At 75.9% G+C, this 21,267-nt stretch carries 17 protein-coding genes; 8 read left to right on the forward strand and 9 right to left on the reverse strand.

The window, feature by feature from the left end; all coding sequences use genetic code 11:
- Nucleotides 1-2 precede the first annotated feature (2 nt).
- Together zwf and galK are read right to left on the reverse strand one after the other, a co-directional pair.
- A complete protein-coding gene (gene zwf / locus Ae717Ps2_RS12290) occupies nt 3-1,520 on the reverse strand; it encodes a glucose-6-phosphate dehydrogenase (protein WP_198932174.1) in 1,518 nt (505 codons plus the stop codon).
- Nucleotides 1,521-1,638: 118 nt separating this feature from the next.
- Nucleotides 1,639-2,775 carry a galactokinase gene (galK, locus tag Ae717Ps2_RS12295; RefSeq protein WP_075333397.1) on the reverse strand — a complete coding sequence of 379 codons (1,137 nt, stop codon included), beginning with the start codon at nt 2,773-2,775 and terminating at the stop codon, nt 1,639-1,641.
- 154 nt (nt 2,776-2,929) lie between these two features.
- Here galK and Ae717Ps2_RS12300 point away from each other — a divergent pair, with 154 nt between their 5' ends.
- Complete coding sequence (locus Ae717Ps2_RS12300) at nt 2,930-3,667, forward strand: GNAT family N-acetyltransferase (protein WP_337819505.1); 738 nt, start codon at nt 2,930-2,932, stop codon at nt 3,665-3,667.
- Between the two features lie 5 nt (nt 3,668-3,672).
- Here Ae717Ps2_RS12300 and Ae717Ps2_RS12305 read toward each other — a convergent pair whose 3' ends face one another.
- On the reverse strand, nt 3,673-4,851 hold the full coding sequence (locus Ae717Ps2_RS12305; protein ID WP_075306521.1) for an ROK family transcriptional regulator: 1,179 nt from the start codon (nt 4,849-4,851) through the stop codon (nt 3,673-3,675).
- Between the two features lie 139 nt (nt 4,852-4,990).
- On the opposite strand from Ae717Ps2_RS12305, the gene edd reads away from it, so the two are divergent.
- From edd to nhaA, 3 genes are all read left to right on the forward strand, one after another.
- Nucleotides 4,991-6,838: a phosphogluconate dehydratase gene (gene edd, locus Ae717Ps2_RS12310; protein ID WP_075306519.1), complete on the forward strand. Its 1,848-nt coding sequence runs from the start codon at nt 4,991-4,993 to the stop codon at nt 6,836-6,838.
- Between the two features lie 31 nt (nt 6,839-6,869).
- The gene (eda, locus tag Ae717Ps2_RS12315) at nt 6,870-7,487 is read left to right on the forward strand and encodes a bifunctional 4-hydroxy-2-oxoglutarate aldolase/2-dehydro-3-deoxy-phosphogluconate aldolase (protein WP_020627317.1); all 618 of its coding nucleotides are present in this window, start codon (nt 6,870-6,872) and stop codon (nt 7,485-7,487) included.
- Between the two features lie 313 nt (nt 7,488-7,800).
- Entirely contained in the window at nt 7,801-9,126 is a 1,326-nt protein-coding gene (gene nhaA, locus Ae717Ps2_RS12320) for a Na+/H+ antiporter NhaA (RefSeq protein WP_369804834.1), read from the forward strand.
- Nucleotides 9,127-9,133: 7 nt separating this feature from the next.
- Here nhaA and Ae717Ps2_RS12325 read toward each other — a convergent pair whose 3' ends face one another.
- Together Ae717Ps2_RS12325 and Ae717Ps2_RS12330 are read right to left on the reverse strand one after the other, a co-directional pair.
- Nucleotides 9,134-9,361: a hypothetical protein gene (locus Ae717Ps2_RS12325; RefSeq protein WP_139318720.1), complete on the reverse strand. Its 228-nt coding sequence runs from the start codon at nt 9,359-9,361 to the stop codon at nt 9,134-9,136.
- Complete coding sequence (locus Ae717Ps2_RS12330) at nt 9,358-9,540, reverse strand: hypothetical protein (RefSeq protein WP_020627314.1); 183 nt, start codon at nt 9,538-9,540, stop codon at nt 9,358-9,360. The genes Ae717Ps2_RS12325 and Ae717Ps2_RS12330 overlap by 4 nt, the downstream gene beginning before the upstream one ends.
- A gap of 224 nt (nt 9,541-9,764) precedes the next feature.
- Between Ae717Ps2_RS12330 and Ae717Ps2_RS12335 the strand changes: the two genes are divergently transcribed.
- From Ae717Ps2_RS12335 to Ae717Ps2_RS12350, 4 genes are all read left to right on the forward strand, one after another.
- Nucleotides 9,765-10,991, forward strand: a complete 1,227-nt coding sequence (locus Ae717Ps2_RS12335) for a DNA repair exonuclease (protein ID WP_075333398.1) — start codon at nt 9,765-9,767, stop codon at nt 10,989-10,991.
- Nucleotides 10,988-14,590: an AAA family ATPase gene (locus Ae717Ps2_RS12340; RefSeq protein WP_075333399.1), complete on the forward strand. Its 3,603-nt coding sequence runs from the start codon at nt 10,988-10,990 to the stop codon at nt 14,588-14,590. Before Ae717Ps2_RS12335 ends, Ae717Ps2_RS12340 begins: the two co-directional genes overlap by 4 nt.
- A gap of 57 nt (nt 14,591-14,647) precedes the next feature.
- Nucleotides 14,648-15,550, forward strand: coding sequence for an aldose 1-epimerase family protein (locus Ae717Ps2_RS12345; RefSeq protein WP_233147536.1), 903 nt, complete (start codon nt 14,648-14,650; stop codon nt 15,548-15,550).
- Between the two features lie 93 nt (nt 15,551-15,643).
- On the forward strand, nt 15,644-16,243 hold the full coding sequence (locus tag Ae717Ps2_RS12350; protein WP_020622741.1) for a malonic semialdehyde reductase: 600 nt from the start codon (nt 15,644-15,646) through the stop codon (nt 16,241-16,243).
- 21 nt (nt 16,244-16,264) lie between these two features.
- On the opposite strand, the gene Ae717Ps2_RS12355 is transcribed toward Ae717Ps2_RS12350, so the two are convergent.
- From Ae717Ps2_RS12355 to Ae717Ps2_RS12370, 4 genes are read right to left on the reverse strand one after another with little or no spacing between them, the layout of a single operon-like run.
- The gene (locus Ae717Ps2_RS12355; RefSeq protein WP_075306508.1) at nt 16,265-17,842 is read right to left on the reverse strand and encodes an ABC transporter ATP-binding protein; all 1,578 of its coding nucleotides are present in this window, start codon (nt 17,840-17,842) and stop codon (nt 16,265-16,267) included.
- Nucleotides 17,839-18,729 (reverse strand): ABC transporter permease, encoded by an 891-nt coding sequence (locus Ae717Ps2_RS12360; RefSeq protein ID WP_075333401.1) that lies wholly within the window; start codon nt 18,727-18,729, stop codon nt 17,839-17,841. The genes Ae717Ps2_RS12355 and Ae717Ps2_RS12360 overlap by 4 nt, the downstream gene beginning before the upstream one ends.
- Complete coding sequence (locus Ae717Ps2_RS12365) at nt 18,726-19,700, reverse strand: ABC transporter permease (protein WP_075333402.1); 975 nt, start codon at nt 19,698-19,700, stop codon at nt 18,726-18,728. The genes Ae717Ps2_RS12360 and Ae717Ps2_RS12365 overlap by 4 nt, the downstream gene beginning before the upstream one ends.
- Nucleotides 19,697-21,247: an ABC transporter substrate-binding protein gene (locus tag Ae717Ps2_RS12370; protein WP_075306504.1), complete on the reverse strand. Its 1,551-nt coding sequence runs from the start codon at nt 21,245-21,247 to the stop codon at nt 19,697-19,699. The genes Ae717Ps2_RS12365 and Ae717Ps2_RS12370 overlap by 4 nt, the downstream gene beginning before the upstream one ends.
- Between the last annotated feature and the right edge of the window lie 20 nt (nt 21,248-21,267).

The following is a 21,267-nucleotide window of genomic DNA, read 5'->3' on the forward strand; positions in this document are numbered from 1 at the left end:
GCTCAGTAGTCCTCGTGCCAGGCCCGGCCGTCGCGCTCGATCAGCGCGGTGGCCGAGGCCGGGCCGTGGCTGCCCGCGCTGTAGGGGCGCGGCCGCTGGTCGGTCGCCTCCCAGGTCCGCAGGATCGGCTCGGCCCACCGCCACGCGGCCTCGATCTCGTCGCGGCGCATGAACAGGGTCGGGTTGCCGCGCAGCACGTCCATGAGCAGCCGCTCGTAGGCGTCGGGCAGCCGGTCGCCGAAGGTGCGGGCGAAGCTCAGGTCCAGCGGCGCCGGGATCGGGCGGATCCCGCCGGGGCCGGGCTGCTTGGCCGTCATGTGCAGCCGCACCCCCTCGTCGGGCTGCAGCCGCAGGACGAGCCGGTTGGCCGGGATCTCCTCGCCGAACGCGGGGAAGATCGAGTGCCGGACCGGCTTGAACTGCACCACGATCTCCGACGCGTGGGTCGCGAGCCGCTTGCCGGTGCGCAGGTAGAACGGCACCCCGGCCCAGCGCCAGTTGGCGACCTCGGCGCGCAGCGCCACGAAGGTCTCGGTGGAGGAGCGCTCCCGCTCCCGCGGGGTCCCGGCGCGGGACTCGGCCAGCTCGGTGGCGTAGCCGGGCACCGCGGTGCCGTCGACGAGCCCCTCGACGTACTGCCCGCGCACGGTGTCGCGCACCACGTCCGGACCGTCGAGCGGCCGCAGCGACTGCAGGACCTTCAGCTTCTCGTCGCGCACGCCCTCGCCGTCGATCTTGGCAGGCGGCTCCATCGCGACCAGGCACAGCAGCTGCAGCAGGTGGTTCTGCACCATGTCGCGCAGCGCGCCGGAACCGTCGTAGTAGTCCGCGCGGTTCCCGACGCCGATCGACTCGGCGACGGTGATCTGCACGTGGTCGATCTGCGAGGCGTTCCAGAGCGGCTCGAACAGGGAGTTGCCGAAGCGCAGGACCAGCAGGTTCTGCACCGTCTCCTTACCGAGGTAGTGGTCGATCCGGTAGATCTGCTCCTCGGAGAACACCGAGCCGACCTCGTCGTTGATCGCCTGCGCCGACGCCAGGTCGGTGCCCAGCGGCTTCTCCAGCACGACGCGGGTGTGCTCGTCGACGATGCCGGCGGCCGCGCTGCCGACGCAGATCCGGCCGAACAGCTGCGGGGCGGAGGCGAGGTAGAGCACCCGGGTGCGGCCCGGCGAGGGCGCCCCGATCAGGTCCGACAGCAGCGACCAGTCGTCGTCGGCGACGTCGAGGGTCACGTGGTGCAGTCGGTCCAGGAAGCGGCGGTGCTGCGCGTCGTCGGCGCAGGCGTCGGGGCCGGCCCAGCGCGGGGCGGTGCGCCGCAGCTCGGAGTCGACCTTGTCGCGGTAGCCGGGGTCGTCGAGCCCGGAGCGGGACACGGCGACGATGCGGGTGTCGTCGGCGAGCTGGCCGTCGCGGTCGCGGAGGTAGAGCGCGGGCAGCAGCTTGCGCATCGCGAGATCGCCGGTGCCGCCGAACACGACGACGTCGGCGGGGGCCATGACGGGAAGGGGGTGCGGCACGAGCCGTCTCCTCGGTAAGCGAACGGGTGCGGGTCGAGCGGTGCCAGGGCCCGCATGACGGGCACTTCCGTACTGTACCGATTCCGTTCCGCCCGCGAAAGGCGGAAGGGGTGTGCGGTCAGGCCAGCCGGCCGGCCCCGTCCGACGGCGTTCCGGTGAACACGACCGGCTCGGTCCAGCCGCGCTGTGCGTAGGCCTCGCGCACCGACGCCGCGACCGCGGCCGCGGCGTCGGCCTCGACCAGCGCGATCACGCAGCCGCCGAAACCGCCGCCGGTCATCCGGGCGCCGGTCGCGCCGCCGGCGCGGGCCGCCTCCACCGCCACGTCGACGTGCGGGACGGTGATCTCGAAGTCGTCGCGCATCGAGGCGTGCGAGGCATCGAGCAGCGGCCCGATCGCCCGCGGGTCCGCGCCGCCGGTGAGCAGGCGCACGGTCTCGACGACCCGGTCGTTCTCGGTCACGATGTGCCGGGCCCGGCGGCGGATCCGCTCGTCGGCGATGCGGGACAGGTCGTCCGGGCCCGCGTCGCGCAGGGCCGCGACGCCGAGCGCCGCGGCCGCGGCCTCGCAGTCGGCACGCCGGGCGCCGTACTCGCCCGAGGCGTGTGCGTGCGGCGCACGGGTGTCGACGACCAGCAGCTCCAGGCCGTGCGCCGGCAGGTCGAAGGGTACGAGCTCGACGGTGTCGTCGCGGGTGTCGAGGAACACCAGCCGACCTGCGCGGCCGTGCATCGAGGCCATCTGGTCCATCCCGCCGGTGGGGGCGCCGACGAACTCGTTCTCCGCGCACCGCGCGATCCGGGCCAGCGTCGTGGGGTCGACGTCGATCCCGGCGAGTCCGGCGAGCGCGACGCCGACCGCGCACTCCACCGCGGCCGACGACGACAGCCCGGCCCCGACCGGCACGTCGGAGTCCAGCTCCAGCTCGACCTCGCCCACCGGGTACCCGGCCTCGCGGAACGCCCAGCAGGTCCCGGCCACGTAGGCGGCCCACCCCGGGACCTGGCCCGGCACCACCGATGCCGCGGAGAACTCCACCGCTCCGCCGGGCTCCTGCACCGACCGGACGCGGCTGCGGCCACCGGTCGCGGGCGCGGCGGCGACGACGGCCCGGTGCGGCAGCGCGAAGGGCAGCACGAAGCCGTCGTTGTAGTCGGTGTGCTCGCCGATCAGGTTGACCCGCCCGGGGGCGAACCAGACCCCGGTCGGGGCGGCCCCGTGACGGGTGGTGAAGGCGTCGGAGACGATGGACATGGCAGCTCCGGTCGTACTGGTGCGTGATCGCTGGCGGGCTCGGTGGCGGACTTTGTGGCGGACCCTGTGGCGGACTCGGTGGCCGGTCCGGGGCGCGGGCACGGTAGCCGACCCCCGCGCCGCGGGGCCGGGGAGCCGGGGCACGATGACCTCCGTGCCCGACGTGTCCGATCGCCTCGAGTCCGTCCTGAACGACCCGGTGACCTCCACCCTGCGCGGGCGGCTCGGCGCCTTCGGCGCGACCCGCGGTGGCGCGGTGCGCTTCGACCCGGAGGTGTCGCCGTTCGGGGCGCTCCCGCTCGACCGGGACGGCCACGGCAGCGCCGGTGACTGGGCCGACCTCGCGGCGCTGTGCGGGCCGGGCGGGGAGGTGGTCGTCGTGCGCTCCGCCGACGGGCCACCCCGGGTCCCGGCGGACTGGGAGCTGCTCCGTGCGATCCCCGGGGTGCAGATGGACGGCTCCGCGGTGCCGGGCGCGGCCGCCGACGACGTCGTCGAGCTGGGCCCGGCGGACCGGCCGGAGATGGCGGATCTCACCGCGCGCACCCGACCGGGGCCGTGGCTTGCGCGCACCGCCGAGCTGGGCCGCTACCTCGGCGTCCGCCACGACGGCCGGCTGGTCGCGATGGCGGGGGAGCGGATGCGCCTCGGCGGCGAGGGTGCCGCCGGGGCGACCGAGATCAGCGCGGTCTGCACCGACCCGCAGTACCGGGGCCGCGGTCTGGCCCGCCGCCTGGTCGACGCCGTCGCAGCCGGGATCGTCGCCCGCGGCGAGCGCCCCGTGCTGCACACGGCCGCCGACAACCACGGCGCGATCCGGCTCTACGAAGCGATGGGGTTCACGCTGGCCCGCGCGATGCGGTTCGACCTGCTGCGCGTGCCGCACCGCTGAGCGGCTCAGGCCGACAGGGCGGCGTCGACGGAGCCGGGGGAGAGCACCTCGTCGAGCACCAGGATCGCGCAGCCCATCACGCCGGAGCGCCCGCTGAGCAGGCCCGGCTCGATGCGCAGGTTCTGGGTGGCCGCGGCCATCGAGCGCCGGTAGATCGCCTCCCGCACGCCCGCGACGAGCGGGTCGAACGCCCCGACCAGGTCCCCGCCGATCGCGACCAGCGCGGGGTTGACCAGGTTCACCGCTGCGGCGAGGACCTCGCCGAGCCGGCGCCCGGCGATGCGCACCAGCCGCACCGCGTCCGGGTCGCCCTGCTTGACCAGCGCGACGACGTCGGCGATCGCGGTGACCGGCTGCCCGCACTCGGCGAGGTCGCGCACCAGGGCGCGGCCCGAGGCCAGCACCTCCAGGCAGTCGATGTTCCCGCAGCCGCAGCCGATGCCCGGCCCGTCGTGGACCGGGGTGTGCCCGATCTCGCCCGCCGCGCCCCAGGCGCCGCGCTGCAGCACCCCGCCGCAGACGAGCCCGGCACCGACCCCGGACCCGATCTTGACCATCAACAGGTCGTCGACGTCGGGATGCGCGTCGTGCTCGGCCAGGGCCATGACGTTCACGTCGTTGTCGACCAGCACCGGGGCCGGGAAGCGCGCGGTGAGCAGCGGCGGCAGCGCGATCCGCTCCCAGCCGGGCAGCGCGGGGACACCCACCGACCAGCCCCGCTCGCCGTCCACGGTGCCCGGGATCGACAACCCGATGCCGCGGATCGTCGCGTCGTCCACACCGGCGGTGAGCAGCAGCTTCTCCAGCCGGATGACCGCCTCGGAGAGCAGGTGCTCCGGACCGGCGGAGGCGGGGATGTCCACGACCTCCTCGGCGAGCACGGTGCCGGACAGGTCGCACACGGCAGCCTTGGACCGGCTGACCCCGACCGACAGCGCCAGCACGGTGCCGCCGGCGGCGTTGAACTCCAGGCGCGCGGCGGGGCGCCCGCCGGTCGCGGCGGCGCCGACCACCTCGGTGACCAGGCCGTCGGCGAGCAGCCGGTCGACGCGTGCGGCGACCGCGGTCCGGGACAGGCCGGTCTCGCGACCGATCTCGGTCCGGGTCCCGGCCACGCCGTCCCGGACCAGCCGGAAGATCTCGCCCGCCGTGGCGGGCGCGCTGGTCGGGGTGCGTCCTCGCATTCGTCCAGTGAACCACAGGGCTTCCACCTGGTGAAACGCTGATGCAGTCGCACTAACGTCTTGTGAGTACATAAGTCAGTCGATAGAGTGCTTATCGAACGGTTCGCCAGGCCCCCCACCCTCTGGAGATCGACGTACCGTGACCGCTTCCGTCCCGCTGCACCCCGTCGTCGACGCCGTCACCCGGCGGGTCGTCGCCCGCTCGGCCACCACCCGATCCGCCTACCTCGAGCGCATCCGTGCGGCCGCCGCCGCGGGGCCCGCAGCCGGTCCCGGCCGCGTCGACCTCGGATGCGCCAACCTCGCCCACGCCGTCGCCGCGTGCGGCCCGGACAAGCTGACGCTCACCGCGTCGCCCGCCCGCAACATCGGCATCGTCACCGCCTACAACGACATGCTCTCGGCGCACCAGCCGTTCGAGACCTACCCGGCGCGGATCAAGGCCGCGGCCCGCGCGGCGGGCGGGGTCGCCCAGGTCGCCGGTGGGGTCCCCGCCATGTGCGACGGGATCACCCAGGGCCGCGCGGGCATGGAGCTGTCGCTGTTCTCCCGCGACGTCATCGCGATGTCCACCGCGATCGCGCTGAGCCACGACATGTTCGACGCCGCCGTCCTGCTCGGGGTCTGCGACAAGATCGTCCCCGGCCTGGTGATGGGGGCGCTGTCCTTCGGCCACCTGCCGGTGCTGCTCGCCCCGGCCGGCCCGATGACCTCCGGCCTGCCGAACAAGGACAAGGCCCGCGTCCGACAGGCGTTCGCCGCGGGCGAGGCCGACCGCGCCGAGCTGCTCCGGGCCGAGTCGGCCAGCTACCACGGCCCCGGGACCTGCACCTTCTTCGGCACCGCGAACTCCAACCAGCTCCTGATGGAGGTCATGGGCCTGCACCTGCCGGGGTCGTCGTTCGTCAACCCCGGCACCGCGCTGCGCGACGCCCTGACCGACGAGGTCGCCCGCCGCGCACTCGCCGCCGCGGGGGACTCGGACCGGGCGATGGGCGCGGTCGTCGACGAGAAGGCCGTGGTCAACGGGATCGTCGCGCTGCTGGCCACCGGTGGCTCCACCAACCACACGATGCACCTGGTCGCGATGGCCGCCGCCGCGGGCGTGCAGATCACCTGGGACGACTTCTCGGACCTGTCCGCGGTCGTGCCGCTGCTGGCCCGGATCTACCCCAACGGCTCGGCGGACGTGAACCACTTCCACGCCGCGGGCGGCACGGCTCTGCTGGTCCGCGAGCTGCTCGACCACGGTCTGGCCCACGACGACGTCCGCACCGTCGACGGCCCCGGCCTGCGCCGCTACACCCGCGAACCCTTCCTGGACGGGGACACCGGGGCGCTGGTGTGGCGCGAGGGCACCACCGAGAGCCTGGACAAGTCGGTGCTCCGCTCGGTCGCCGACCCGTTCTCCCCGGACGGCGGGCTGCGCGTGCTGCACGGCAACCTCGGCCGGTCGGTGGTCAAGACCTCCGCCGTCGAGCCCGACCACCGCGTCGTCGAGGCACCGGCCGTGGTCTTCGACGACCAGGACGACCTGCTGGCCGCGTTCGCCGCGGGCGAGCTCGACGGGCGCGACCTGGTCGCCGTCGTCCGGTACCAGGGCCCGCGTGCCAACGGCATGCCCGAGCTGCACAAGCTGACCCCCGCGCTGGGGCTGCTGCAGGACCGCGGCCACCAGGTCGCGATCGTCACCGACGGCCGCATGTCCGGCGCCTCGGGCAAGGTCCCGGCCGCACTGCACGTCACCCCGGAGGCCGCACAGGGCGGACCGCTGCGCAGCGTCCGCGACGGCGACCTGGTACGTCTGGACACCCTGAACGGCACGCTGTCCCTGCTGGTCGACGCCGACGAGTTCGACGCCCGCGAGCCCGCCCGACCCACCCGCCCCTCCGGTCCGACGACCGGCACCGGTCGCGAGCTGTTCGGCGCGTTCCGGGCCGCCGTCGGACCCGCCGACGCCGGCGCGACCGTCGCCCTGCCCTACTGAGCCGCCCTGCCCCACCGAGAGGACCCCGCCCGTGAGCGAGAAGCTGCTGGAGCTGGCCCCCGTCGTCCCCGTCGTCGTGCTGCACGACGCGGCGACGGCCGTCCCGCTCGCCCGCGCCCTGGTCGACGGCGGGCTGCCGGTCATCGAGGTGACCCTGCGGACCCCGGCCGCGCTCGAGGGCGTCCGCCGGATCGCGGCCGAGGTGCCCGACGCCGTCGTCGGCACCGGGACCGTCCGCACCCCCGACGACGTGCGCGCCTCGGTCGAGGCGGGCGCCCGCTTCCTGGTCAGCCCCGGCGCGACGCCGCGGCTGCTCGACGCGATGGAGGACTCCGGACTGGACTTCCTCCCCGGCACCGCGACCATCTCGGAGATGATGGCCGTCGCCGAGCGCGGACACACCGCGTGCAAGTTCTTCCCGGCCGAGGCGGCGGGCGGGCGCCCGTTCCTGAAGGCCGTCGCCGGGCCGCTGCCGGACCTGCGGTTCTGCCCGACCGGCGGGATCACCGTCGACTCCGCGCCGGACTACCTCGCGTTGCCCACCGTCTCCTGCGTCGGGGGGTCCTGGCTGACCCCGGCCGACGCCGTCGCCGCGGGGGACTTCGACCGGATCCGCGGGCTCGCCGCGGCCGCCGCGGCGCTCGGCTGACGGTTCGGCGAACGCAGCACGGCCCGGGCCGCCAGCACGGCCAGCAGCACGTAGCCGAGGACCAGGGCCGCTCCGGCGATGTCGCTCACCGCGCCATGGTGGCGCCGCTGCGGCACGGGCGGGTGGGATCCGGACGCGATCCTGACGCCCGGGGACGGCACGAGGGGGCCGCGCCGGGGCGTCGGGCCGCCGGTGGTGTGCGCCTCGAACGGGCTGACGCCGACGCCGGCGGCCGTTAGGATCCCGTACCGGTGTGCCGGGAAGTCTGGTCGGCGAGCGCTGTCCGCTGCCCGCCCGACCTCCCCGGAGCCCCGTGAACACCGGTCCCGTGCCCACCACCCCCACCCGCCGACGCCTGTTCCCCCGCGGGTCCTGGCCGCGCGCCCGCCGGGTCGCCGACGTGCTGCGCACCGAGACCGTCGGCGGTGTCCTGCTCGTGAGCGCGGCGGCGGCGGCGCTGCTGTTCGCCAACTCGCCCTGGCGCGACGCCTACACCGCGCTGGCCGGGTTCACCGTCGGCCCCGCCGCGCTGCACCTGGACCTGTCGCTCGCGACCTGGGCCGCCGACGGGCTGCTGGCGGTCTTCTTCTTCGTCGTCGGGCTGGAGCTCAAGCGCGAGTTCCTGGCCGGGGACCTGCGTGACCCGCGCACGGCGCTGCTCCCGGTCGCCGCGGCCGTCGGCGGCATGGCGGTGCCCGCCCTGATCTACGTCGCGATCAACCTCGCGAACCCCGACGCCCTGGTCGGTTGGGCCATCCCGACCGCCACCGACATCGCCTTCGCCCTCGCGGTGCTCGCCGTGATCGGGACCCACCTGCCGACCGCGTTGCGGACCTTCCTGCTGACCCTCGCCGTCGTCGACGACCTGCTGGCCATCACCGTGATCGCCGTGTTCTACACCGACCGGCTGTCGGTGGCCGCGCTGCTCGGCGCGCTCGTCCCGCTCGCGCTGTTCACCCTCGCGGTGCAGCGCGGGGTCCGGTCCTGGTGGGTGCTGCTACCGCTCGCCGCCCTGACCTGGGTGCTCGTCCACGCATCGGGGGTGCACGCCACCGTCGCCGGGGTGCTGCTCGGCTTCGTGGTGCCGGTCCTCGGTCGGCGCCGGGTGCACGGGGTGTCGCTGTCGGAGCACTTCGAGCACCGGTGGCGCCCGCTGTCGGCCGGGTTCGCGGTACCGGTGTTCGCCTTCTTCGCCGCCGGGGTCACCGTCGTCGGCGGCAACGGCAACGGCAACGGCGACGGCGGGGGCGGGGGCGGGGGCATCGGTGCCGCCCTGGCCGACACCGTCACCCTCGGTGTCGTCGCGGGGCTGGTGGTCGGCAAGACCGTGGGCGTGCTCGGCGCGACGTGGCTGGTGCAGCGGTGCACCCGGGCCGAGCTGTCCGACGACCTGTCCTGGTGGGACCTGCTCGGCCTCGCGCAGCTCGCCGGGATCGGGTTCACCGTGTCGCTGCTCGTGGGTGAGCTGGCCTTCGGCACCGGCACCCCGCAGGACGACCACGTGAAGATCGGTGTGCTCGGCGGCTCGCTGCTCGCGGCGCTGCTCGCGACCGTGGTGCTGCGCACCCGCAACGCCCACTACCGGCGGATCCGGGACGTCGAGTCCCAGCAGGAGGACCGGACCCGCCCGGACGGCTGAGGGCCGCTCAGCGGTGGTCGGCGCGGGCCGCCGCGTGCTGCACCGCCGCCGGGGACAGACCGCGACGCCCGTGGTCCCAGTCCCCGGTGTCCGGGCGCGCGCAGGGCAGGGCGTGCACGAAGCTGCGCACGGGCCCGCCGTCGGGCGCCGTCCCGCCGTGGGTGCGCATCCGCAGCGGCTCGGCCGTCGGGTCGATCGGGTTGAGGCAGCGATCGCAGAGCGCGTCCCGGATCACGCCGCCCACCGACCGGCCGGGACCACGGTGCCCGCGGGGACGCACGCCTCGACGTGCACGACGGCCTCGCGCCAGGTCACCTCGCCCGCCGCGTCGGCCGACTCGATGTGGGACAACCGGTAGACGCGCTCGGTCGCGGTGTCGACGGGGGCGAAGCAGCGTTCGCAGAGCTGGATCATCGGGCTCGACCTCGCGGCTCTCTCTCGGGATCGGACGGCCAGGATCCACCCACCGGCCATCATCCGGACACCGGAACGTGACCGGCGCCGCTGTGTGGTGCGCCCCACCTGACCTGCGGCGCCGTCATCGATGACCGGGCGGGCGGTGTCGCGGCGGGGATAGGCGAGGGCCCCGTCCTAGACTCGGCGGTTCCCCCGTACCCGACCGCTCCGGGAGTTCCTCCGTGCGCTTCGTGCACGCCGCCGACCTGCACCTCGACAGCCCGCTGCGCGGCCTGTCGCGGCTCGGGGACTCCGAGCTCGCCGCGACGCTGCGCGCGGCGACCCGGCGGGCCTGCGAGAACCTCGTCGACGCGGTCGTCGACTCCCGGGCCGAGGCGCTGGTGCTGGCCGGCGACGTCTACGACGGCGACTGGAAGGACTACGCGACCGGCGCGTTCTTCGTCCGGCAGCTGTCGCGGCTGCACGACGAGGGCATCCCGGTGTTCCTCATCAGCGGCAACCACGACGCCGAGTCCGAGATCACCCGGTCGCTGCGGCTCCCGCCGACCACCCGCCGGCTCTCGGTGGACGCCCCCGAGACCGTCGTCGACGACGACCTCGGCCTCGCCGTGCACGGCCAGGGCTTCGCCCGCCGCGCGGTCCTGGAGAACCTCGTGCCCGCCTACCCCGACCGGATCCCCGGCCTGGTCAACGTCGGCATGCTGCACACCTCGGTGCAGGGCGACGACCGGCACGACACCTACGCCCCCTGCCGCCCCGAGGACCTGTCCGGCTGCGGCTACGAGTACTTCGCCCTCGGCCACGTGCACGAGCAGCGCGCGGTCTGCGAGGGCCCGCACCCGGCCTGGTTCTCCGGGAACCTGCAGGGCCGCCACCCGCAGGAGCGCGGTGCGAAGGGCGCCCTGCTCGTCGACGCGGCCCCCGGCGCAGCGGCGACGGTCACCCCGCTCGTCCTCGACGTCGCCCGCTGGGAGCTCGTCGAGGTCGACATCACCGGCCTGGGCGGCGCCGACGACGTCTACGACGCCGTCGAGGTCGCGCTGCGCGAGCGCTGCGTGGTGGCCGCGCCGCGGACCGTCGTCGCCCAGGTCACGCTGTACGGCGCGGGCCAGGCCGCCGCGGACCTCACCTCCGCGGACGGGGTCCGCACCGAGCTGGAGCTGCTCGCCGAGCGCTGCGGAGCGGTCCTGGAGAAGGTCCGCAACCGCACCCGGCCGCCCGCCGGAGCGCTCGCCGTCGACCCGGAGCTGACGGCGGCGGTGTCCGCGGCCGCGGCCGGCCTGGCCGCCGAGCCGGACCGCATCCGCGAGCTCGCCGCCCCGCTGGAACGCGAGGTCGGCCGCCGGCTGCGCGAGGAGGGCCTGCTGGACCTGCGCGACGACGAGCGACTCGCCGCGCTCGCCCGCCAGGCCGAGCAGCAGCTGCTGGCCCGGATGGCCGGGTCGTGAGCCCGACCGCCCGGCTGCGCACCCTGGTCCTGGAGCGCTACGGCGCCTACGAGGGCCGTGAGCTGACCCTCGGCGAGGGGCTGACGATCGTGTCCGGCCCCAACGAGGCGGGCAAGACCACCCTGCTCGACGCCCTGTCCGACCTGCTGTGGGGGATGCCCCGCCCGGTGCGCCACGCCTACGCCGTCGGCCCGTCGCGGCTGGCCGTCTCGGCCCGGGTCACCGGCGCCGACGGGGAGACCGTGCTGCGCCGCACCACCCGCGGCCTGCACGACGACACCGGCGCCGTCGCCGACCCGCCCTGGGGCGAGTCCGGTGCCGACGCCCGGCGCCGCTGGCGGGAGGGCTTCGGGCTCGGCCACGAGGACCTGCGCGAGGGCGGCCGGGCCCTGTGCGCGGGTGAGGGGGACCTCGCCGAGCTGGTGTTCACCGCGCGCAGCGGCCGCGACGCCCGAGCCCTGATCGCCGCACTGGACACCGAGGCCGACGCCCTGTTCAAGGAGCACCGGGGCAACCGGTCGGTCGAGGTGCGGGCGGCGTTCGCCCGGTTCACCGCGACCGAGAAGGCCGTGGAGGAGCGGGTCTCGCGGGCCGGTGAGGTCACGGCGCTGGCCGAGGAGATCGCCCGGCTGGAGCGCCGCGCCGCGGAGCTGACCCGCACCCGTCGCGGGGCGGCGGTGGCGGCGGAGAAGGCCCGGCAGGCCGTCCGCGCCCAGGAGCCGGCCCGGGAGCTGGCCGCGCTGCGGGCCGAGCGCGCCGCGCTGTGTGCGACCGGCGCCGCCCTGGATGCGGCCTCCCTGGAGGAGTACACCCGCGCCACCGCCGCGCTGGCCGACGCCGAGACCGCCCGCGACGAGCACCGCGCCACCGCCGCCGCGCTGCGGGCCCGGCGCGCCGAGCTCGACCTCGACGAGGACCTGCTCGCCGACGCCACCCGGGTCCGCGAGCTGGAGTCCGCCGCCCAGGCCCGGCGCGCCGACGCCGAGCGGGCGGCCCGGCTGCGCGCCGAGGCCGCCGAGGCCCACCGTCGCGCCGAGACCGCGCTGGCCGGACTGGTCGCCGAGGACGGGCGCAGCCCCGCCGACCGGCTCGCCGCCGTCCACCTGCCGGCCGACCGTGCCCGTGATCTCGACGAGCACGCCCGACGCCTCACCGAGGCGATCGCCGAGCAGACCAGGGCGGAGCGGCTGCACGCCGACGCGCTCGCCGAGGTCCGCGAGGTGGCCGACGTCCCGGGCGGTCTCGACGCCGACCGGGTCGGCCGGGTCGCCGAGGTCCGGCGCGCGATCGAGGCCGAGGGCTCGGCCGCCGCGCTGTGCCGGGCCGCCGTCGCCGAGCGCGACGCCGCCCGTGGCCGCCGTGCCGAGGCGCTCGTCGCGGCCGGGTACCGCGGCACCCCCGACGGCCCCACGGTGGACGGCCCCGCGGTGGACGGCCCCGCGGTGGACGGCCCCGCGGTGGACGGCACAGGGGTGGTCGGTCCCGGCGTGCTGGCCCCGCCGCGCCGTGAGGTCCGGGAGCTGCGGGCCGCACTGCGCGCCGCGGAGTCCGACCAGCGGGGGGCCGAGCGGGCCGCCGCGGACGCCGCGGACCGCGCGCACCGGGCAAGGGCCGCCCGCGACGGGGTGGCCGCCGACGGCCGCCCGGTCGGCGCGGACGCGCTCGCCGCCGCCCGGGCCGCCCGCGACGCCGCGCTGGACGAGCTGCTCGCCGCCGGGCCGGACGGCGCCGCCGCGGCCGCGGGCAGGCTCTCGGCCGCCCTCGCCGGGGCCGACCGGGTCGCCGACGACATGATCGCCTCCGCGGACCGGGTCGCCGAGCTGGCGCACCGCGACGCCGAGCTCGACACCGCCGACGCCGAGGCCGCCCGCACCGCGGCCGCCGCCACCGCGGCCGCGGAGCGCACCGCCGCCGCGGCCGCGGCCTGGGCGACGCTGTGGCGGGCGCACGGCGTCGCCGTCCCGGACCCGGACGACGCCGACGCCGTCGTCGCCGCGCTGACCGAGGCCGCCCGCGCCGAGGACGACGCCGCCCGCGCCGACGAGCGTCTCGCCCGGCTGCGCGACCAGGCCGAGGTGCAGGAGCGGGCGCTGGCTTCCGCGCTCGCCGCGGCCGGGCGCCCGCGCGACGGCGCCCCGCTGGACGTGCTGCTCGTCGCCGCCGCGGACCTCGCCACCGAGGCCGAGCACGCCCGCGACCGGCGGGTGCTGCTGGCCCGGCTGCGCAGCGAGGCCGAACGCGCCGGGGGAGCGGCCGATGCCGCCCGGCACGAGCGCGAGCTGGCCGCCCAGCGCTGGCGGTTCGCGCTGCGCGGCGCCGGACTGCCCACCGATCTGGAGCCCGCGGGCTGGGACACCCGCCGCGACACCGTCGCCGACGCCCGGACCGCGGGGGCACTCGCCCGCCAGGACGACGAGGAGGCCCGCCGCCTGGAGCGCGCCGTCGCCGTACACGGGCGGGCGGTCGTCGCGCTGGTGGAGCGGCACCTGGAGCCCGCGCCGACCGGTACCGATGCCGTGGACCGGCTCGGTGAGCTCGCCGACCGGGTCCGCGAGGTCACCAAGGCCGCGGTCTCGGCGGGCCACCTCGACGACGGCATCGCCGCCGCCGAGGACGACGCCACCCGCGCCGCCCGCAGCGCGGCCGCGGCCACCGCGGTGCTGGACCGGCTCGCCGTCGAGCTGGCGCTGACCGAGGCCCCGGAGCCGGGTGGGCTGGAGGCCGCGGCGCAGCGCGGCGCGCACGTCGCCGTGCTCGACACCCGCATCGCCGAGCAGGAGCGGCTGCTGGCCGCCGCGGCGCCCGACCTCGACGCGGACGAGCTGGTCACCGCCGCCCCGGACACCGAGCCCGGTGCGCTGACCGAGGCGCTCGACCGGGCGCAGGCCCACGAGCGCGAGCTCGGGGCCGAGCAGGACGAGGTCCGTGAGCAGCTGGGCGGGCTGCGGGCCCGGCGCCGCGAGCTGGAGGAGGCCGAGGGCGCCGCCGAGCTGCACGCCCGCGCCCAGTCCGAGCTGGCGGGCGTCGCCGACGCCGCGGAGCGCTACCTGGTGCTGCACCTGCAGCGCGAGATCCTGCGCCGCGAGCTGGAGGCCTACGAACGCAGCCACGCCTCCCCGCTGCTGGTCCGCGCCGGGGTGGTGCTCGAACGCCTCACCGGCGGCCGGTTCGTCGCGCTGCGGCCCCCGGCCGAGGCGGGCGGCACCGGACGCAGCCTGGTCGCGGTGCGGGCCGACGGCGAGGAGCTCGCGCCGACCCGGCTCTCGGAGGGCACCGCCGACCAGGTGCACCTCGCGCTGCGCCTGGCCGGGATCGAGCAGCTGCAGGCCGACCGGGTCGCCGCCGGGCTGCCGACGGTGCCGGTCGTGTTCGACGACGTCCTCATGACCTTCGACGACGAGCGCGGCGCCGCCGCCGTCGCCGTGCTGGGGGAGCTGGCCGCCACCGCGCAGGTGCTGCTGTTCACCCACCACGAGCACGTCGTCGGCCTCGCCCGGGACGCGGGTGTCGCGTTCACCGTGGCCGAGCTGGGGCCGCCCGCCCTGGTCGAGGTCGGCGGCGACCCCGACACCGCCCGCGCGACCCCGCTGGCCGGCTGAGCGGAGCGATCACGGAGACTCACCGACGTGGACGCGTGCGGTGAACGGTTCGTGATCGTGAGCGGCGACTCCCGGGCCGAGGTCGACGAGGTCGGGGCGGCGCTGGCCGGGTTCCCCCAGGGCGGCCGGGTCCGGACCGAGCCGCACCCGCCCACGGCACGCCCGCCGAAGGGCTCCGGGGCGGTGCTCGCGCCCTGGCCGAACCGGGTCCGCGGCGGTGTCTGGACCCACCGCGGGACCCGTCACCGGCTCGCGCTGACCGAGCCCGACGCCGGCAACGCCATCCACGGCCTGCTGCGGCACGTGCCGTGGACACCGGTGGAGCGGGCGGGCGACCGGATCACCCTGACCGCCGTCGCGCCGGTGCAGCCCGGCTGGCCGCAGCCGGTACGGCTCACGGTGACCTACGCCGTCGGCCGCGACGGGCTCACCGTCACCACCGAGGTGGAGAACCTCGGGGACGCGACCGTCCCGTTCGGCCTGGGGTTCCACCCGTACCTGCGGGTCGGTGACGTCCCGACCGACGAGCTGGAGCTCACCCTGTCCGCGCGGACCGAGCTGCCGCTGCGCGAGCAGCTGCCCGACGGCCCGCCGGCGCCGCTGCCCGCCCCGATCTCCCGCACCAAGCTCGCCGGCCTCGTCCTGGACGGCGCGTTCGGCGGCTGCACGCCCGGCGACGGCCCGGACGGCGGAGCCGACGGCCGGGTCCGGCACCGCGTCGGGGCCCGCGACGGCGGGGGCACCGAGCTGTGGGCCGACGCGGCGTTCGGCTGGGTGCAGGTCTTCACCCCGTCGGACTTCCCGCGCCAGGGCCCGGACGGGGTCGTCACGCCGTCGCGGGCGATCGCGGTCGAGCCGATGACCTGCCCGCCGGACGCGCTGAACTCGGGCACCGACCTGATCGAGCTGGTCCCTGGCGAGACGCAGGTGCTGCGCTGGGGCGTCCACGCCACCGGGTGACCGCGGCACGTGACTCGTGTCACGGCGCAACGGGGAATGCGGGCGAAGTCGTTGAACGCTCTACGTTTCGTGACTGCTGAGACCGCTTCCCCGGTGCTCCTGCCCCGTCTCGACGAGGCCGGCCGCGCCGCGCTGTTCACCGAGGCCCGCACCGCCAACACCTTCACCGACGAGCCCGTCAGCGACGAGACGCTCCGTGCGGTGTGGGACCTGGCGCAGTGGCCGCCGACCGCGGCCAACACCCAGCCGCTGCGCGTGACGTTCGTCCGCAGCGACGAGGGCAAGGCCCGTCTGGTGCCGCTGCTCGCCGAGGGCAACCGGGCCAAGTCCCAGGCCGCCCCGGTCGTCGCGATCCTGGCCGCAGACCTGGACTTCCACGAGCACTCGGACACCACGTTCCCGGTCAAGCCCGGCTTCCGCGAGGGCCTGGAGTCCCAGGGTCGCGAGGGCCGCGAGCCGATGGCCCGGTTCAACGCGTCGCTGCAGATCGGCTACCTCCTGCTCGCGGCCCGCGCCCACGGTCTCGCGACCGGCCCGATGGCCGGCTTCGACGCCGACGCCGTCACCGAGGAGTTCTTCCCCGGCGGCCGGCACCGCGCGTTGCTGGTGGTCAACCTGGGCCACCCCGGCCCGGACGCCTGGCACCCGCGGCTGCCGCGCCTCGAGGCCGAGCAGGTCCTCGACTTCGCCTGAGCGGGCGCGCCCGCACTGCCGTCACCGTGCGGCCGTCATCGAGGGTGTGTGCTGCAGCAGGGTGCGGGTGTAGTCGTGCTGCGGGTCGGTGAGGACCTCGTCCACCGTGCCCTGCTCGACGATGCGGCCCTGCTGCAGCACCGCGATCCGGTCCGCGACCTCCCGGGCGAGGGCGATGTTGTGCGTCACGAACAGCATCGCGGTGCCCAGCTCGCGGCGGACCGTCGCCAGCAGCTCGACGATCGAGGCCTGCACCGAGACGTCCAGCGCGGAGGTGACCTCGTCGCACACCAGCACGTCCGGGGCGGTGACCAGGGCGCGGGCGATCGCCGCGCGCTGACGCTCACCGCCGGACAGCCCGCCCGGGTAGCGGTGGGCGAAGGACTCGTCGAGCCGCACCTGGCGCAGCATGTGCAGCACCCGGTCCCGGCGGGCGTCGGCGTCGAGGTCGGTGAGGTGCCGCAGCGGCACCTCCAGTGAGCTCGCGACGGTGCGCCGCGGGTTCAGCGACGCGAACGGGCTCTGGAACACGTACTGCACGCTGCGCAGCTGGGCGTAGCTGCGCGGGGTGGCGAGCGCCTCGCCGTGCAGGCTCAGCTCGCCCGCGTCGAGCGGCAGCAGCCCGGACAGGCCACGGGCCAGCGTCGTCTTCCCCGACCCGGACTCGCCCAGCAGCATCAGGCACTCCCCGGCGGCCAGCTCCAGGTCGACGCCGTCGAGCACGGGGCGGTCGCCGTAGCGCTTCCCGGCACCGCGCACCCGCAGCACCGGCTCACCGGCCGGTGCCGGCTCCCGCCCGGTCTGCCGGTGCAGGTCCGGCACCGCCGCGATCAGCGCCCGGGTGTAGGGGTGCTCCGGCGCGGTGAGCACCGCGCGCACGGTTCCGGTCTCGACGACCTCGCCGGCCTGCATGACCGCGACCCGGTCGGCCAGCCCGGCGACGACGGCGAGGTCGTGGGTGATGTAGAGCGCGGCGGTCCCGGAACGGGTCACCAGCTCCCGCACGGTGTCGAGCACCAGGTCCTGGGTGGTGACGTCCAGCCCGGTCGTCGGCTCGTCGAGCACCACCACGTCGGGCCGGTGCACGAACGCCGCCGCGATCCCGACCCGCTGCTGCTGTCCGCCGGAGAGCTGGTGCGGGTAGCGGTCGGCGAAGGCGTCGTCGCCGGGCAGCCCGACGTCGGTCAGCACCTCCCGCACCCGGGCGGCCACGTCACCCTCCCAGCCGTGTGCGGTGAGGACCTCCGCGACCTGCGGCCCGATGCGCAGCACCGGGTTCAGCGACAGCGCCGGGTCCTGCGGCACGTAGGAGACCAGCCGGCCCCGGACCCCGCGCAGCGTCGCCGCGGGCAGCGTGAGCAGGTCGTCGTGGGACTCGGTGTGCCCGGCGAAGCGCATCGTCCCGCCGGTGTGGGTCAGCCCGGCGCGGAAGTGGCCGAGCGCGGCCAGCGCCGCGGTGGTCTTGCCCGACCCGGACTCGCCGACCAGGGCCAGGATCTCGCCCGGTGCGACGGCCCAGTCCACGCCGTGCAGCACCTCGCGGCCGTGGGTCGTCGCGACCCGCAGCCCCGTGCACTCGATCGTCGGTGTCCGGCTCATGCCCCGCCCCCCGTCGTGTCCGCGGACTCCTTCGCCAGCGCATCGGTGATCATGTTCGTGCCGACGGTGAGGACCGCGATCGCGAGCACCGGCAGCAGCACCCCCCACGGCGTGACGATCAGCGCGATCCGGTTCTCGTTGATCTGCAGCCCCCAGTCCGACGCCGGCGGCTGCACCCCCAGTCCCAGGAACGACAGCGACGCCACGTAGCCGATCGAGTAGGTCAGCCGCAGGCCGAGCTCGACCATCAGCGGGCCGGTGATGTTGGGCAGGACCTCGGTGGCGAGGATCCGTCGCCGGGGCATCCCGTACATCCGGGCGGCCTGCACGTAGTCCTGCCCGGCGACCGAGAGCGTCGCCTGCCGGGCGACGCGCGCGACCCGCGGGACGTGGGTGATGCCGATGACCAGCACCAGCAGCCAGCCCGACGAGCCGAGCACGGCGACCGCGAGCAGTGCCAGCACCAGCTGCGGGAACGACAGCAGCACGTCGCCGCCCCGCATGATCAGCGTGTCCAGCCGGCTGCCGGTGGTGCCGGAGTAGCCGGCGAGCATGCCCAGCGCCGTCCCGCCGACGACGCCGATCGCGGTCGCGGCCAGCGCGTAGAGCAGCACCGGTCCGCCGCCGGCGAGGAACCGGGTGAACACGTCGCGGCCCAGGTCGTCGGTGCCGGCGATGCCCTCGGCGCGGAACGGCCGCCCGGCGAAGTCGTCGACGCCGTAGCCGGTCAGCAGCGGCCCGACGAGCGGGCCGAGCAGCGCGACCGCGACGACCAGGACGGTGAGGACGGCTCCGATCCGCGCTTGCCGGCGGCGGAAGGTGCGGCGCAGCAGGCCGGACGGCGCGGAGGGCGCGGACGGGGTGGACGGGGTGGACGGGGCGGTCATGCGGGACCTCCGGTCGAGGAGTGCCGGATCCGCGGGTCGGCCAGGATCCCGGCGACGTCCGCGGCGAGGTTCACCACGACGTAGAACGCCGCGATGACGAGGGTGATCGCCTGCACGACCTGCACGTCCCGGTTGGCGACGGCGTCGATCAGCGCCTGCCCGATCCCGGGGTAGCGGAACAGGAACTCGACGACGACCACGCCCCCGGCCAGCCAGGCCAGCTGCAGGGCGATCACCTGGGCGACCGGGCCGATCGTGTGCGGCACGGCGTGCCGGAACAGCACGGTGCGCTCGGGCAGCCCCTTGAGCCGGGCCATCTCGACGTAGCCGGCGTCGAGGGTCTCCGACAGCGTCGCGCGGGTCATCCGCACCACGTAGGGGATCACCACCAGTGCCAGCGTCACGACCGGCAGCACCAGCTGCTCGGGTCGCGCCCACACCGGCTCGCCCGGCCGGGCGATCGTCACCGACGGCAGGATCCGCAGCACCGAGGTCGCGAACAGCACGACCAGCAGCACGCCGATGACGAACTCCGGCAGCGCGGCCAGCACCAGCGAGGCCCCGGACACCGCGGAGTCGGTCCGGGTGCCGCGCCGGACCGCGGCCCGCGCGCCCAGCGCGAGCGCGACCGGGGTGGAGACGAGCGCGGTCAGCACCAGCAGCAGCGCCGAGGCCTCGATCCGGTCTCCGAGCAGCTCCGACACCGGGCCGCCGGTGGCGGCGGAGAAGCCGAGGTCGCCGGTCAGGACACCGCCCAGCCAGGTGAGGTAGCGCTCGGGCGCGGGCCGGTCGAGGCCCAGCTGCGCGGTCAGCGCCGCCACCCGTTCCGGGGTGGCCTGCTGGCCGAGGATGGCCCGGGCGGGGTCGCCGGGCAGCAGCAGCGTCGCGGCGAAGATCAGCACCGACACGACGAGCAGGATCAGCACCGACAGCGCGAGGCGCCGCAGGATCATGCGGACGAGCGGGCTCATGCGTCCACCCACGCCTTCCGGAACTCGTAGCCGGACAGGGACAGCCCGGTGCGGTTCGGGACGAGCCCGCCGACGTAGGCCTGGTGGGCGTCCACCCGGTCCGGGAAGCCCCAGATCAGGTAGCCGCCGCGGTCGAACTCGATCCGCTGCGCCGCGCGCACCAGCTGGGCCCGCCGCCCGGCGTCCAGCTCGGACCGGGCCCGGCGGACCAGGCCCTGGTACTGCGCGTCGGTCCAGTGCGTCTCGTTGAACGGTGCGTCGGGCATCGAGGACTGCGAGGCCTGCGGCAGGTAGTTGCGGGTGTTCCAGAAGCTCTGCGCGAACTCCCACTGCAGGTACTGGTCGGAGAAGAACGTGGAGGTGTCGACCCGGCGCAGCCCGACGTCGATCCCGGCGCCGCGGGCCTGGGTGGCGAACACCTGCGCGGCCTCGACGGTGCCGGCCTGGATCGGGGAGGTCACCAGCTCCACCGCGAGGTTCGGCTTCCCGGCCGCGGCGAGCAGGTCGCGGGCCCGGGCGAGGTCCTGCTCGCGGGACGGGTCGAGGTAGTCCGGGTCGAAGCGGGCGTAGAGGTCGACGCCGGCGGCGCCCTGCCCGGACAGCACCTGGTTGACCAGCTCGCCGCGGCCGGTGACCAGACGCAGCGCCTGGCGGACCCGGACGTCGTCGAACGGGGCGACGTCGACGCGCATGGTGAACGGCAGCCACGACCCGGTCTCCGAGGTCAGCAGCCGCACCGAGTCGTAGGAGCCGACCACCTCGGTCAGCGACAGCGGGACCTGGTCGATCGCATCGACCTGCCCGGAGAGCAGGGCGTTGATCCGGGCGTCGTCCTCGGAGAAGTTGATCAGCTCGAGGCGGTCGACGTAGGGCTGGTCCGGGCGCCAGTAGCCGTCGTGGCGGACGAAGGCGCTCTGCTGGCCGGGGGTGAACGAGGCGAACCGGAACGCCCCGGTGCCGACCGGCCTGTCCAGCGAGAAGTCGGCCGGGACGATCCCGCACGAGTACTCGGCCAGGTACTGGTCGAAGATCGGGGACGGCTCGGACAGCACGAACCGCACCGACCGGTCGGAGGCGACGACGACGTCGTCGAGGATCCCGAACTGCGACGCCCCGGACTTCGGGTCGGACGGGTCGGTGATCCGCGCGAAGGTGGCGACGACGTCGTCCGGGGTGACCGGACGGCCGTCGTGGAAGGTGATGCCGGCGCGGATGACCGCGGTCCAGGCCCGTGCCCCGGGCTCCGCCGTCACCGACTCGGCGACCGCGGGCTGCAGGGTGTAGGCGTCGTCCCAGTGCAGCAGCGGCTCGTAGAGGCTGAGCGTGCGGGCGATGTCGGGGTTCGTGGCGGGGCTGTGCGGGTCCAGGGTGTCCGACGATCCGCCGCCGGTCACCCCCACCCGCAGGACGCCGCCGCGGCGCGGGGGACCGGCGTCGCGGGCCGCGGCGGGGCCGCCGCAGCCGGCGAGCACGGCCGCCGCGGCGAGTCCCGCCGCGCCGCCCAGCAGGCGTCGCCGGGACAGCGACGTCAGGGTCGGGCTGGTCATCGAGCTGTCTCCTCGGGGAG

The organism is Pseudonocardia sp. Ae717_Ps2, from assembly GCF_001932475.1.
In the GTDB taxonomy this organism is placed as follows: Bacteria; Actinomycetota; Actinomycetes; order Mycobacteriales; family Pseudonocardiaceae; genus Pseudonocardia.